Origin of the sequence: Novosphingobium sp. 9 (assembly GCF_025340265.1) — a bacterium.
Classification (GTDB): domain Bacteria; phylum Pseudomonadota; class Alphaproteobacteria; order Sphingomonadales; family Sphingomonadaceae; genus Novosphingobium.
The window spans coordinates 980477-993127 of record NZ_CP022707.1; the positions used below are offsets into that span (position 1 = coordinate 980477).

Here is a 12651-nt window from a genome sequence, read left to right on the forward strand (position 1 = left end):
ACGGCCATCGACAGCAGCAGCAAGGAGGCGGGGAGCACCCCGGCCATCGCCATGGACAAGACCGATACCGCAACCGACACGCTGGTCGCCGATGCCCTAGGTAACGCGATGAAGGCCGCCGGTGCCGCCGCTGCCGAGAAGATCGATTCCAAGACCGTGCGTCCGCGCCGCTTCAACGTCGTCGTCGACGAGAGCCGCGATGCGCTGCTGACCGCGTTCGGCAAGGAAACGCTGGAAGATCGCTATCTGCTTCCCGGCGAGAAGTATCAGGACCTGTTCGCGCGCGTCGCCGATGCCTATGCCGATGACGAGGCGCATGCCCAGCGCCTGTACGACTATATCTCGAAGCTGTGGTTCATGCCGGCAACCCCGGTGCTGTCGAACGGCGGCACGGGCCGTGGTCTGCCGATCTCGTGCTATCTCAACTCGGTCGAGGACAGCCTTGAGGGCATCGTCGCCACCTGGAACGAGAACGTCTGGCTCGCCTCGCGCGGCGGCGGCATCGGTACCTACTGGGGCAACGTGCGCGGCATCGGTGAGCCGGTCGGCCTCAACGGCAAGACCAGCGGCATCATTCCCTTCGTGCGCGTGATGGATTCGCTGACGCTGGCGATCTCGCAGGGCTCGCTGCGTCGCGGTTCGGCGGCGTGCTACATCGACGTGTCGCACCCCGAGATCGAGGAATTCCTCGAAATCCGCACCACTACCGGTGACTTTAACCGCAAGGCGCTGAACCTGCACCACGGCGTGCTGCTGTCGGACGAGTTCATGGAAGCGGTGCGCGACGGCACCGAATTCAATCTGCGCAGCCCCAAGGACCAGTCGATTCGCAAGACGGTGGACGCGCGTTCGCTGCTCCAGAAGCTGGTCGAAGTGCGCCTGCGCACCGGCGAGCCCTACTTCGTGTTCTCCGACACCGTGAACCGCATGATGCCCAAGCACCAGCGCGATCTCGGCCTCAAGGTCTCCACCTCGAACCTGTGCTCGGAAATCACGCTGCCCACCGGCCGCGATCACCTGGGCAACGACCGTACCGCCGTGTGCTGCCTCTCCTCGCTCAACCTGGAGACCTGGGAAGAGTGGAAGGGCGAGAAGCATGTGGTGGAGGACATCATGCGCTTCCTCGACAACGTGCTGCAGGACTTCATCGACCGCGCGCCGGACGAGATGGCCCGTGCCAAGTACTCGGCTGCGCGCGAGCGTTCGGTGGGTCTGGGCGTGATGGGCTTCCACTCGTACCTGCAGAAGCGCGGCGTCGCGTTCGAGAGCGCGATGGCCAAGGCGATCAACCTGCAGATCTTCCAGCACATCGCCGCCAAGGCGGACGAGGCCTCGCTGCTGCTGGCGCACGAGCGCGGCGCGTGCCCCGATGCGCAGGACATGGGCGTGATGCAGCGCTTCTCCAGCAAGATGGCGATCGCGCCCACCGCGTCGATCTCGATCATCTGCGGCGGCACCTCGGCCTGCATCGAGCCGATTCCGGGCAACATCTATACCCACAAGACGCTCTCGGGCTCGTTCTCGGTGAAGAACCCGTATCTCGAAAAGCTGCTGGCCTCGAAGTCGAAGGATTCCGCCAATGTGTGGAACTCGATCCTCGAAAAGGGCGGTTCGGTCCAGCACCTCGACTTCCTGACGCAGGACGAGAAGGACTGCTTCAAGACCAGCTTCGAGATCGACCAGCGCTGGCTGCTCGAATTCGCGGGCGATCGCACGCCCTACATCGATCAGGCGCAGTCGCTGAACCTGTTCATCCCGGCAGACGTGGACAAGTGGGACCTGCTGATGCTGCACTTCCAGGCGTGGGAGCGGGGTATCAAGTCACTGTATTACCTGCGCTCGAAGTCGGTGCAGCGTGCAGGCTTCGCAGGGTCCGGCGGCGTCGAGGCGGACAACACCGCCATCGCCCCCAAGTTCGAGATCGGCGAGAGCACCGACTACGACGAGTGCCTTGCCTGCCAGTAAGTAAGGGCCTGCCAATTAGCGCCTGAGTTCTGATTGAACGCAAAGGGCGGTCCGAAGTTCGGGCCGCCCTTTTGTCGTCATTGTGACGGGTCAGTCGGGAACTGGCGGGTTTCCCAACGCTTGTAAATTTCTGGCGTCATGCGGATTTGTGGCGGATGATCGATCCGGTCGCCGCATCACGACGGCGCCCGGCTGGATGCCGACGAACAGGAGAGAACTTATGCGTAAGACCCGAATTATCGCCGTGCTGGCTGTCGCGGTGCTGGCCTCGACCACGCTGGCCGCGTGCAACTATGGCCATCCGGGACATCATCGCCCGCCGCATGGCGATCATGGCCATGACGGTCATCGCGGTGACGGCAACTGGGATGGCGATCACCACTGACGATGGATCGCCCCCGCTCCCGCAGGCGCGATGCCTGCGGGAGCGGGGGTGAATTTCAGGGAAGCGCGCCTTCGCCGAAGGTCGCATCCCCCCGGCGGGACAGCAACACCGTGTCGCCGTCGATGCCATCGACCTGCGAGGCCAGAATGAAGCTGCGCGCATCGTCGTTCGGCGTATCCGCGAGATGGATTTCCTCGCCCTCCACATGATCGACCGTGCCGAGAGGCACTGCGTCCGGATCGAGCACGGTCATGCCGCGCCGGATGGTTCCGGCAGAGGTCCACCAGCTGTGCTGTTCGTCGATTCCGGCCATGATCGTCCTTTCCGTCTCACACGGGCTCTCAAGGATCAAACCCTGTCGGCAGCGAGGGTTCCGAAGCGGTCGAAAATGGGCTTTCGGGATGCCTGAGGCAGCGACTTTTCGGCCATATCGACGCAAACCCGGCGATTCGGAGCGAACACAACCCCTTGCGATGGACTCTATCCACAGTCGCAAGATGTGCTAAAAGATTTGTCAAAGCTGTGCAAACCTCAGGAAAAGCTATCCCTCTTTTCCAGGGTTTGCGGTTAGGATGACCGTCCTGCCCGCCGCTGCGCCGGCGCGGCCTTGGTGTCGCTGCCCGGAAACGCGCCGGGGCAAGCAAAATTCGTCGTTCACCGGAGTTGTCCCGTCATGTCCCTTCTCGAAGCCCGCAAGACCTACAAGCCTTTCGAGTACCCCTGGGCCTACGACTACTGGAAGATCCAGCAGCAGCTGCACTGGCTGCCCGAGGAAGTGCCGCTGGGCGAGGACTGCCGCGACTGGGCGCAGAAGATTTCCGAGCATGAGCGCAACCTGCTGACGCAGATCTTCCGCTTCTTCACGCAGGCCGACGTCGAGGTGCAGGATTGCTACCACGACAAGTATGCGCGCGTGTTCAAGCCGACCGAGATCAAGATGATGCTCACCGCCTTCTCCAACATGGAGACGGTGCACATCGCGGCCTATTCACACCTGCTCGACACCATCGGCATGCCCGAGAGCGAATACGGCGCCTTCCTCGAATATGCCGAGCTGAAGGACAAGCATGACTACATGCACACCTTCGGAGTCGATTCGGACGAGGATATCGCCCGTACGCTGGCGATGTTCGGCGGCTTCACCGAGGGACTTCAGCTGTTCGCCAGCTTCGCGATGCTGATGAACTTCCCGCGCTTCAACAAGATGAAGGGCATGGGGCAGATCGTCTCGTGGTCGGTCCGCGACGAGACGCTGCACTGCGAGGGCATCATCAAGATGTTCCATACTTTCGTGAAGGAGCGCGGCTGCCTCACCAAGTCGGTCAAGCAGGATATCATCGACTGCTGCATGACCACCGTGCGTCTTGAGGACAACTTCATCGACCTGGCCTTTGAACTCGGCCCGGTGCCGGGGATGAGCGCCAAGGACATCAAGCGCTACATCCGCTTCATCGCCGACTGGCGCCTTGGCCAGCTGGGCCTGCCGCCGGTCTACCTGATCGAGGAGCATCCGCTGCCCTGGCTGACGCCGCTGCTCAACGGCGTGGAGCACGCCAACTTCTTCGAGACGCGCGCGACCGAATACTCGAAGGGCGCGACGCGCGGTGACTGGAACACCGTCTGGGCGAACTTCGATTCGCGCCGCAAGGCCAAGTTGGGCGAGACCGCCGCGAACGTCGAAGGCGGCGAGCCGGGCCTGTTCGGGACGACCGAAGCGGCAGAGTGATTGCACTCAGCTTGACGAAACAATGCGAAGGGCGGCCGCAAGGTCGCCCTTTTCGTATGGGGGCTTTCTGTATGAGACTTGCGCGGTTAGGCGCCGAGCCATGCCTGATCTCTTCCAGCTGATTCTCGTTGCGCTTGGCTGCGTGAACCTTGCGGCGTTCATCATGTTCTGGACGGACAAGCGGCTGGCGCAGGCAGGGCGGTCGCGTCAGCGTATTTCAGAGCGCCATTTGCTCATGCTGGCATTTTTCGGTGGGACGCCGGGCGCCTATGCGGCGCGTTCGCTGTTCCGGCACAAGACGCGCAAGCAGCCGTTCGTGCGCAATCTTCACGCCATCGCGATCCTGCAGGCCGTTGCGCTGGCGGTGGGCGGCGGCTGGTGGCTGGGCGGTTGATGAGCCGTCACGTGTTGAAGAACATGCGCCGGATCTGGGTAAACCGAATGCGTCGGAAGACGTAACGGGGGCCGGGGCCGCTGGCCCCGGAACTGTCTTTGTTTTTCTTCTGAACCAGCCGCTCGATCAGACCAGCCAGGTCTTGGGCGAGGGCATGGGCTCATGCTTCTGGGCCAGCAGCAGCGACTTCACGCTGCGCACGATCACCAGCACGCTCGTGGCGATCAGCAGGACGATCCCGACGACCACGACGCTCAGCGCGATGCCTACCACGGTCCACAGCACGCTCATCCAGAACGTGCGGATCATGTAGGTGTAGTGCGAGACTTCCCACTCGGCGCGGGGCTCCTTGCGCCACAGGTAGGCCATGACCAGCCCGGCGATCGCCGAGACGCCGAAGGTCAGTGATCCGCCAAGATAGAGCAGGGCCAGAACCGAGGGCTGGTTCGCCTCGAAGTTGCTTTTCCTGCTGTCGCTGGCGCTGCCGCTGGTGGGCTTGTCGGTCACATCATCATCCTGTCTGTTGTCGTCGCAAGAAAGCTCTGCGCGCAAACGTCGGGAGAGGCAACTGGCTCAACCGGACCTATCAGTGCAGGCCGAGGAACAGCCCCGCCAGTGCCGCGCTCATCAGGTTGGAGAGACTGCCGGCGGCCAGCGCGCGCAGGCCCAGCTTGGCGATCACCGGGCGCTGGTTGGGGGCGAGGCTGCCGGTCACGGCCAGCTGGATCGCGATCGAGGAGAAGTTGGCGAAACCGCACAGCGCAAACGTCACGACGGCAACGGTCCGCTGGCTGAGCAGCGGGTCCTTGCCCATCTCGATGAAGGCGACGAATTCGTTGAGCACGATCTTGGTGCCGAACAGGCCGCCCGCGTGCATCGCCTGAGTCCAGTCCGGAGCGGCGAGCAGGTAGAAGATCGGTGCGAAGACGTAGCCGAGCAGCGCCTGCACGGTCACGTCGTGGAAGCCCAGCAGGCTGGCGATCGAGCCGAACAGGCCGTTGGCCAGCGCGATCAGCGCCACGAAGGCCAGCACCATCGCGCCCACGGCCACGGCCAGCTTCACGCCGGTCTGGGCGCCCTGCGCGGCGGCCATGATGATGTTTGCGGGCTTTTCCTCGTCGTGCGGTACTTCGACGGGGATGTCACCCTGACTGTCCGCAACTTCCTCGACATGGACGCCGGGCTGGTGCGCCACGTCCTGCCGGTTGAGCGCGGCGGCGGCGAGGCCTGCGGGCGGCGGGGTGTTGTCCGACAGGTGCGCAAGCGGATGGGTCTCGCCCGGCAGCGGGTCGGGCATGATCATCTTGGCCATGAAGATGCCGCCCGGCGCGGCCATGAAGGCGGCGGCGACGAGGTAGTCGATGCGGATGCCCATGCTGGCGTAGGCGGCCAGGATCGTGCCTGCTACACCGGCCAGGCCCACGCTCATCACGCAGAACAGTTGCGAGGGGTTGAGCGCGGCAAGGTAAGGCCGGATCACCAGCGGGCTTTCGCTCTGGCCGACGAAGATGTTCGAGGCCGCGCACAGGCTTTCCACCTTGCTGATCCCCGTCACCTTTTGCAGCGCGCCGCCGATCCAGCGGATCACCAGCGGCATGATGCGCAGGTAATAGAGGATCGAGATCAACGAGGCGAAGAAGATGATCACCGGCAGCGCCGAGATCGCGAAGCTGGCGCCGCCCACGTTCGGTGCGGCGAGCGGGCCGAACAGGAAGTCCACACCGGCATGGGCATAGCCGAGCAGGCTCTCCACCGCCGATGCCGCGCCCGACAGCAGTTTGCGGCCGATCGGGACGTAGAGCACCAGCGCCGCGAAGCCTGCCTGAAGCGCGAAAGCTGCGCCCACGACTCGCAGGCGAATCGCACGGCGATTCGAGGAAAGCAGGTAGGCGATGGCAATGATGAGAGCGACGCCGAGGGCGCTGAAAAGGGTTGGCATCGAGAAAACTGTCCCCCGGGGCAGGTCTGAAGCGAAAATTGCGTGGAATTCTATAGGCCGACTGTCGCTGGCTTCTAGTCCAAAGCGCCACATTTGCCTAAATGCCTTGAGGATGTCGACCCGATCCTGCCCTCCCGCCCTGATGTTGTTCACTGTCCTGTACGGGGGCATGGTCACGCTGGGGGGCGTTCTGGGCTCCAAGCAGGTGGCGCTGGGGCCGCTGGCGGTGGAGGCGGGGATCTTCCCGTTCCTGACGCTGGTGGCGACATCGAGCGGCATCGCGCAGCTTTATGGCGCATCGACAGCGCAGCGCCTTGCCCGCTTCGGGATGATCCCGCTGGTCATGGCGATCCTGCTCACGCTGTTCGTGCTGCGCCTGCCCACCGATCCGGGCATGTACGAACCTGCCAAGGCCGCGTTCCCGATCGTGCTGGGCCAGTCGTGGCGAATGATGGCGGCGGGGATCTGCGCCTATGCCGTGTCGCTGACGCTCAATATCTTCATCTTCTCGCGTCTGGGCGGCGCTGTGGGCGGAGGGCGCCTTGCACCCTTGCGCGGGGCCATCGCTGCGGCGCTCTCGCAGATCGCCGATACGATGATCTTCATCACGCTTTCGTTCTATGGCGAGCGTGATATCCTGCCGATCATGCTGGGCCAGATGCTGGCCAAGGTGGCGCTATCGGCCGTGCTTGTGCCGATCATCATCACCATCGTGGTGCGCATCGGACGCAGCATTGATGCGCGGGAAGGCGGATTTTAAGCGCCATTCGGCCACAAATGGCTTCAAATCCGGCGCAAGGGGGTTAAAGCACCCCCATGCCGAATCCGCACGATCCCCAGCTTCTCTCCAAGGCCGCAACCCTCGTCGATGCGCTGCCCTATCTGCAGCGATACGCCGGGCGCACGTTCGTCGTGAAATACGGCGGCCATGCGATGGGCGATCCGGCGCTGGCGGAGGATTTCGCCGAAGACGTCGTGTTACTGAAGGCGATCGGCATCAACCCGGTGGTCGTCCACGGCGGCGGGCCGCAGATCGGCAACATGCTCAAGACCATGGGTGTCGAATCGCAGTTCATCGACGGGCTTCGCGTGACCGACAAGCAGACCGCACAGGTCGCCGAAATGGTGCTGTGCGGCGCGATCAACAAGGAAATCGTCGGCTGGATCGCCAAGGCGGGCGGCAAGGCCATGGGCATTTCCGGCAAGGACGGTGGCCTCGCCACCGCGCGCAAGGTCGCCCGCACCAAGAAGGACCCCGACAGCCAGATTGAGAAGGTCGTCGACCTCGGCTTCGTGGGCGAGCCCGAGCACATCGACATCCGCGTGATCGAGACGATCTCGTCCGCAGGCTACATCCCGGTGATCTCGCCGATCGCGGCGGGGCCGGATGGCGAGACCTACAACGTCAATGCCGATACGATGGCAGGCGCGGTCGCCGCAGCGCTGGGCGCGGCGCGGCTGTTCCTGCTCACCGACGTGCGCGGCGTGCTCGACAAGCAGGGCGAACTGCTGACCGACCTGACGCCTGCCGACATTGCCGCGCTTCAGGAAGATGGCACGATATCGGGCGGGATGATCCCCAAGCTGGAAACCTGCATCCACGCCGTGGAAGCGGGCTGCGAAGCCGCCGTCGTGCTTGACGGACGGGTCTCGCATGCCATGTTGCTGGAAATCTTCACGCAGGAAGGAGCCGGCACGCTCATCCGCGCTGGCTAGTTTTCCTCGCCAAGAGGCTAGAACCAGAAAAAGGCCGTATAGTTTATCATGATGAAAATGCCCGCATTCCGCCCCGTTCGTCGACTGGTCCCTGCTGCAACCGCGCTGGCCGTCGCCTCTCTGGTGCTGGCGGGTTGTCAGGGCGGCAGCGATCCTTCGTCGGCGGCCAGTGCTTCGGCCAGCGCTGGGCCAGATGTGCAGCCTTCCGCCGACGCCACGGGTTCGGGGAATGGCGCGGTCGTCTCCAATCTCGATTTCGGCGCGCTGACCGATCGCCAGCAGCCCGAGCGCCTGCTGCAGTTCTACACCAGCGCGATCCGCTCCCAGAACTGGGCGGCTGCGGCGAAAGCGTGGAGCCTCGATGCGCAGATGACGCCCGACAAGCTCAAGGCGGAATTCGCCGGTGCCGGGGCTCGCCTGACGCTGGGCAAGGGCGATGTCGAGGGTGCTGCCGGTTCGCTCTACTATGAAGCGCCACTGGTGGTGGACTTCTCGGACGGTCGACCTTCGCAGCGCGGGACCATCGTCGTGCGCCGCGTCAACGACGTGCCGGGGGCGAGCGAGGAACAGCTTAACTGGCGGATCGAGCGGACGTCGACCTTCTCGTCCTGATGCTGGTCATGACCGCGGCAGTGCCCGGTATACCGGGCCCGGACCAGATTGTTCCCCGCACACTCTTGCCGGAGGGTCGGGCTGCCCGCTATTGAGCGCGGGTATCCCTCTCGCGCACTCCAGGAGCACGCCTTGATCTTCTTCACCCTCTACCAGATCGTGAACTATCTCATCACGATCATCGTGTGGATCGTGATCGTCCAGTTCGTGCTGGGCCTGCTGATCGCGTTCAACGTGGTCAATACCCACAACCAGTTCGTCGCCTCGCTGTGGCGCGCGCTTAATGCGCTGCTGGAACCGATGCTGGCGCCGATCCGGCGTATCCTGCCCAATACCGGTGGGATCGACTTTTCGCCGATGGTGCTGATCATCGGCCTGAACGTGCTCAACATTATCCTCGGCAACCTTGCCCGCACCTATATCTGAGAGCTGATCCCGACATGACCGATACTGCGACCGCCGCTGCCGCCATCATCGACGGCAAGGCCTTTGCGCAAGGCCTGCGCGAGAAGGTGGCTGTCGCCGCCGCCGATTTCGAGGCGAAGGCGGGGCGCAAGGCGGGCCTTGCAGTGGTACTGGTGGGCGAGGACCCGGCCAGCCAGGTCTATGTCCGCTCCAAGGGCAAGATGACCGTCGCCTGCGGGATGAACAGCTTCGAGCACAAGCTGCCTGCCGACGCTAGCGAAGCCGAACTGCTGGCGGTGGTGCAGGCGCTCAACGCCGATCCGGCGGTGGACGGCATCCTCGTCCAGTTGCCGCTGCCCGCGCACATGAACGAGCAGACGGTGATCGCTGCGATCGATCCCGACAAGGATGTCGATGGTTTTCACGTCATCAATGTCGGGCGCCTTGCCACCGGGCTGCCGGGCTTTGTGCCCTGCACGCCGCTCGGCTGCCTGATGCTGCTGAAGGACAAGCTCGGTTCGCTTTCCGGCCTCGATGCGGTGGTGATCGGTCGTTCGAACATCGTCGGCAAGCCGATGGCGCAATTGCTCACTGCCGAGAGCTGCACCGTCACGCTGGCGCATAGCCGCACCAGGGATCTGCCCGATGTCGTGCGCCGCGCCGATATCGTCGTGGCCGCGGTGGGTCGTCCTGAGATGGTGCGGGGCGAGTGGATCAAGCCCGGCGCGACCGTGATCGACGTCGGCATCAACCGTGTCGAGGGCGCCGAGGGGGAGAAGGCGCGTTTGGTCGGCGATGTCGATTTCGCCTCGGCCAGCGCGGTTGCAGGCGCGATCACGCCGGTGCCCGGCGGTGTCGGCCCGATGACCATTGCCGTGCTGCTGCGCAACGCCATCGTCGCCGCCCATCGCAACGCCGGGATCGCCTTCGACGACGCCAGCCTGTGACGGCGCGGCCGTGATCCGGTCAAGGCCTCTTGCCCTCGTGGCGGGCGCGCTCGTGCTCTCGGCGCTGCTGGTACCGGGGGCGGCGGAGGCCCGCAAGCGGATGCGGCTTGGCATCGGGCCGGGTACGGCCAACCCCAGCGAACTGATCGCCACCGAGATCGCGCTTGGACGCCGGGCCATGGATAAAGGCCTCGCGAAGGCGTTGCGCGATGCGGCGATGGACGAGGCAGTCGTGCTGGCGCCGGATCCGGTGCCCGCGAAAGACTGGCTCTCGCGCCACGGAGATGGGCTTGGCCCGCAACGCTGGGATGCAAAGTCTGTCTGGATGAGCTGCGACGGCACGCTGGGCGTCACGCGCGGAACATGGCGCGATGCCGCGGGCAGTGGTCCTTTCGTCAGGGTCTGGCAGCAACGCAAGCCCGGCGACTATCGCTGGGTAGCGTTTGCCGAGGGGCCTGCGGAACCGGAAGCTCAGGCCGTGGCTGCCAAGCCCGATGACGAACTGGAAACGCTCAGCGCCAGCGTTGCCGAATGCATTCGCCGGGCGCCCGATGCGCCCCCTGTGCCCAGCGTTTCGCTGGAAAGCCGGGCCTCTACTGTGGGCAGTGGCGGCATGTCGCGTGACGGAACGCTCGCATGGTCCTATGCAGAGGCAGATGGCGGGGGCACACTCGAAGTGTCGCTGCGCAAGGCCGGGGCCATGGTTCCGGTGATCGATTTCAACCTGTCCGCCGCCTCTGTCGCGGCGCTGACACCCCCGCGGGGATACTTGCGCGCGGGCAGGGAGGCCCGCTGAGCGATGCTCGATTTGTTCATGTCCGCCTTCGTTACGCTGTTCGTGGTGATCGATCCGCCGGGCTGCGCGCCGATCTATGCGGGGCTCTCCGCCGGTGCTTCGCGCGCGCAGGCGATCTCGATGGCGGCACGCGCCTGCCTGATCGCGGCGGGCATTCTTGTGGTCTTCGCGCTGTTCGGCGAGAAGCTGCTCGGCTTCCTGCACATCGAACTGAACGCGTTCCGCATGGCGGGCGGCATCATGCTGTTCATCATCGCGCTGGAAATGGTGTTCGAAAAGCGCACCCAGCGCCGCGAGGAGCGTGCCGAGAAGCTGCTGACCGAGCATCCCGAGGTCGAGGATGTTTCGGTCTTCCCGATGGCGATGCCGATGCTGGCAGGCCCCGGTTCGATCGCGACGATCATGCTGCTGACGCAGCGCGCCCACGGTGCCGAGGAGACCGCGATGGTGCTGGGCGCCATGCTGCTGGTGCTGCTGATCAGCTTCGCCGGGCTCGCTGCCGCCGGGCCGCTCATGCGCATTCTGGGCGACAAGGTGGAGGCCGTCATCACCCGTATTCTGGGTGTGCTGCTGGCCGCACTGGCCGCGCAATTCGTGATCGACGGGATCAAGGCCGCACTGACCAGCTGATCCGTCCGCCGGACCACATTCATCTGGCGTTCGTCGGTCGGGGCGGAATTTTCGTCCCGGCCGATGTCGTTTCCGGCATCCGGCGGTTTGCAAAGGATATGCCCGATGCGCCTGCCTGCTGTGCTGTTCTTCACCTGCTCCACACTGATCGCGCTTCCTGCGCAGGCGCAGATCGTCGGGCCCTTGCCCGATGGCTCGACGGTGGACCGAACGGTTTACGCGCAGACGCAGTCCGAGGCTGTCGATTATGGCCAGGATCGTCTGCGCACTCGCGCGGTGATCGACGAAGCGCGCAGTTCGGGCCATCTCAGCCATCACGAATCGAAAGCCCTGCGCAGGCAGGCTGGCTATATCGACGCGCTGGCCGACCGCTTCGGTGCGGACGGCTATTCGCCCAGCAAGCTGAAGGAACTGGACTTCCGCGAGCGGGCGCTGGAAGGTCTGGCAGGCGCGGCAAAATCCCGCAATGCCAAGCATTGAAGCGGATTTGTCAGCCCGGACCGCTGGCCGGGTGCTACTGAAGCGTCACGCCGTCCTCGTCGCCATTGCGACGTCCGAAGAACTGCATCAACTGCACCAGTAACTCGCAGCGCTGGGCCAGCGTGTCGACTTCCAGCAGCGCCTGCTTGGCGGCGCTGTCGAACGGAGCGATCTGCGCCACGCCATTGATAAGCGAGGTATCGTCGAGGCGGACCACCTTGTCCCAGTCCACCGAATAGCCCTGCCGGTCGGCAAAGCGGCGCGCCTCGCGCTCGAAGCTGGCACGTTCGATGGGGGAAAGGGCTTCCAGTTCGGGATCGGCGATAAGCTCCGCCTCGATCTGCCGGAACGGCGTGGTGACGTCGAGTTCGCGCAGGACCCGGAAGCGCTGTTCGCCTTCGAGAATGATGTTGAAGCGCCCGTCCTCCAGCGCCTCCACTTCCGCGATCCGGCCAAGGCACCCCACCGCATAGAGCGGGGCACCCTCGGCATTCGCCTGAGGCTGGATCATGCCGATCCGCCGGTCACGGGCGAGGGCATCCGTCACCATTGCGCGATAGCGCGGCTCGAAGATGTGCAGCGGCAGTTGCAGCTCGGGGTAGAGCATCGCGCCGGTCAGCGGGAAGATCGAGATCCGCGTCACGGCGCGCCTGCTC

The 12651-nt window shown here is 64.5% G+C and carries 16 protein-coding genes; 12 read left to right on the forward strand and 4 right to left on the reverse strand.

Annotated elements, in window-relative coordinates; translation table 11 throughout:
• The first annotated feature begins 51 nt into the window (after positions 1 to 51).
• Complete coding sequence (locus tag CI805_RS04875; RefSeq protein WP_260927817.1) at positions 52 to 1965, forward strand: ribonucleoside-diphosphate reductase subunit alpha; 1914 nt, start codon at positions 52 to 54, stop codon at positions 1963 to 1965.
• A 220-nt stretch (positions 1966 to 2185) separates the two neighbouring features.
• Positions 2186 to 2350 carry a hypothetical protein gene (locus tag CI805_RS04880; protein WP_260926767.1) on the forward strand — a complete coding sequence of 55 codons (165 nt, stop codon included), beginning with the start codon at positions 2186 to 2188 and terminating at the stop codon, positions 2348 to 2350.
• Between the two features lie 55 nt (positions 2351 to 2405).
• On the opposite strand, the gene CI805_RS04885 is transcribed toward CI805_RS04880, so the two are convergent.
• Positions 2406 to 2663 (reverse strand): DUF2171 domain-containing protein, encoded by a 258-nt coding sequence (locus CI805_RS04885; protein WP_260926769.1) that lies wholly within the window; start codon positions 2661 to 2663, stop codon positions 2406 to 2408.
• A gap of 360 nt (positions 2664 to 3023) precedes the next feature.
• Between CI805_RS04885 and CI805_RS04890 the strand changes: the two genes are divergently transcribed.
• Both CI805_RS04890 and CI805_RS04895 read left to right on the forward strand, forming a co-directional pair.
• Complete coding sequence (locus CI805_RS04890; protein WP_260926770.1) at positions 3024 to 4076, forward strand: ribonucleotide-diphosphate reductase subunit beta; 1053 nt, start codon at positions 3024 to 3026, stop codon at positions 4074 to 4076.
• Between the two features lie 100 nt (positions 4077 to 4176).
• Positions 4177 to 4470 carry a DUF1294 domain-containing protein gene (locus CI805_RS04895; protein ID WP_260926772.1) on the forward strand — a complete coding sequence of 98 codons (294 nt, stop codon included), beginning with the start codon at positions 4177 to 4179 and terminating at the stop codon, positions 4468 to 4470.
• 126 nt (positions 4471 to 4596) lie between these two features.
• On the opposite strand, the gene CI805_RS04900 is transcribed toward CI805_RS04895, so the two are convergent.
• Both CI805_RS04900 and CI805_RS04905 read right to left on the reverse strand, forming a co-directional pair.
• Positions 4597 to 4977 (reverse strand): DUF4870 family protein, encoded by a 381-nt coding sequence (locus CI805_RS04900; RefSeq protein WP_260926774.1) that lies wholly within the window; start codon positions 4975 to 4977, stop codon positions 4597 to 4599.
• Between the two features lie 79 nt (positions 4978 to 5056).
• Entirely contained in the window at positions 5057 to 6409 is a 1353-nt protein-coding gene (locus tag CI805_RS04905; protein ID WP_260926775.1) for a NupC/NupG family nucleoside CNT transporter, read from the reverse strand.
• Between the two features lie 142 nt (positions 6410 to 6551).
• Between CI805_RS04905 and CI805_RS04910 the strand changes: the two genes are divergently transcribed.
• The 8 genes from CI805_RS04910 (at position 6552) to CI805_RS04945 (ending at position 11995) form a co-directional block, all read left to right on the forward strand.
• Positions 6552 to 7169 (forward strand): queuosine precursor transporter, encoded by a 618-nt coding sequence (locus CI805_RS04910; protein ID WP_409934936.1) that lies wholly within the window; start codon positions 6552 to 6554, stop codon positions 7167 to 7169.
• Positions 7170 to 7225: 56 nt separating this feature from the next.
• Positions 7226 to 8125 (forward strand): acetylglutamate kinase, encoded by a 900-nt coding sequence (gene argB, locus CI805_RS04915; protein ID WP_260926779.1) that lies wholly within the window; start codon positions 7226 to 7228, stop codon positions 8123 to 8125.
• Positions 8126 to 8173: 48 nt separating this feature from the next.
• Positions 8174 to 8737 carry a hypothetical protein gene (locus CI805_RS04920; RefSeq protein ID WP_260926781.1) on the forward strand — a complete coding sequence of 188 codons (564 nt, stop codon included), beginning with the start codon at positions 8174 to 8176 and terminating at the stop codon, positions 8735 to 8737.
• Between the two features lie 132 nt (positions 8738 to 8869).
• On the forward strand, positions 8870 to 9163 hold the full coding sequence (locus CI805_RS04925; protein WP_260926783.1) for a YggT family protein: 294 nt from the start codon (positions 8870 to 8872) through the stop codon (positions 9161 to 9163).
• 14 nt (positions 9164 to 9177) lie between these two features.
• Positions 9178 to 10089, forward strand: a complete 912-nt coding sequence (gene folD, locus CI805_RS04930) for a bifunctional methylenetetrahydrofolate dehydrogenase/methenyltetrahydrofolate cyclohydrolase FolD (RefSeq protein ID WP_260926785.1) — start codon at positions 9178 to 9180, stop codon at positions 10087 to 10089.
• A gap of 37 nt (positions 10090 to 10126) precedes the next feature.
• Entirely contained in the window at positions 10127 to 10885 is a 759-nt protein-coding gene (locus tag CI805_RS04935) for a hypothetical protein (protein ID WP_260926786.1), read from the forward strand.
• A 3-nt stretch (positions 10886 to 10888) separates the two neighbouring features.
• Entirely contained in the window at positions 10889 to 11515 is a 627-nt protein-coding gene (locus CI805_RS04940) for a MarC family protein (RefSeq protein ID WP_260926787.1), read from the forward strand.
• A 105-nt stretch (positions 11516 to 11620) separates the two neighbouring features.
• Entirely contained in the window at positions 11621 to 11995 is a 375-nt protein-coding gene (locus CI805_RS04945) for a hypothetical protein (protein ID WP_260926788.1), read from the forward strand.
• 34 nt (positions 11996 to 12029) lie between these two features.
• Here CI805_RS04945 and CI805_RS04950 read toward each other — a convergent pair whose 3' ends face one another.
• On the reverse strand, positions 12030 to 12638 hold the full coding sequence (locus CI805_RS04950) for an LON peptidase substrate-binding domain-containing protein (protein ID WP_260926791.1): 609 nt from the start codon (positions 12636 to 12638) through the stop codon (positions 12030 to 12032).
• Positions 12639 to 12651: the final 13 nt, after the last annotated feature.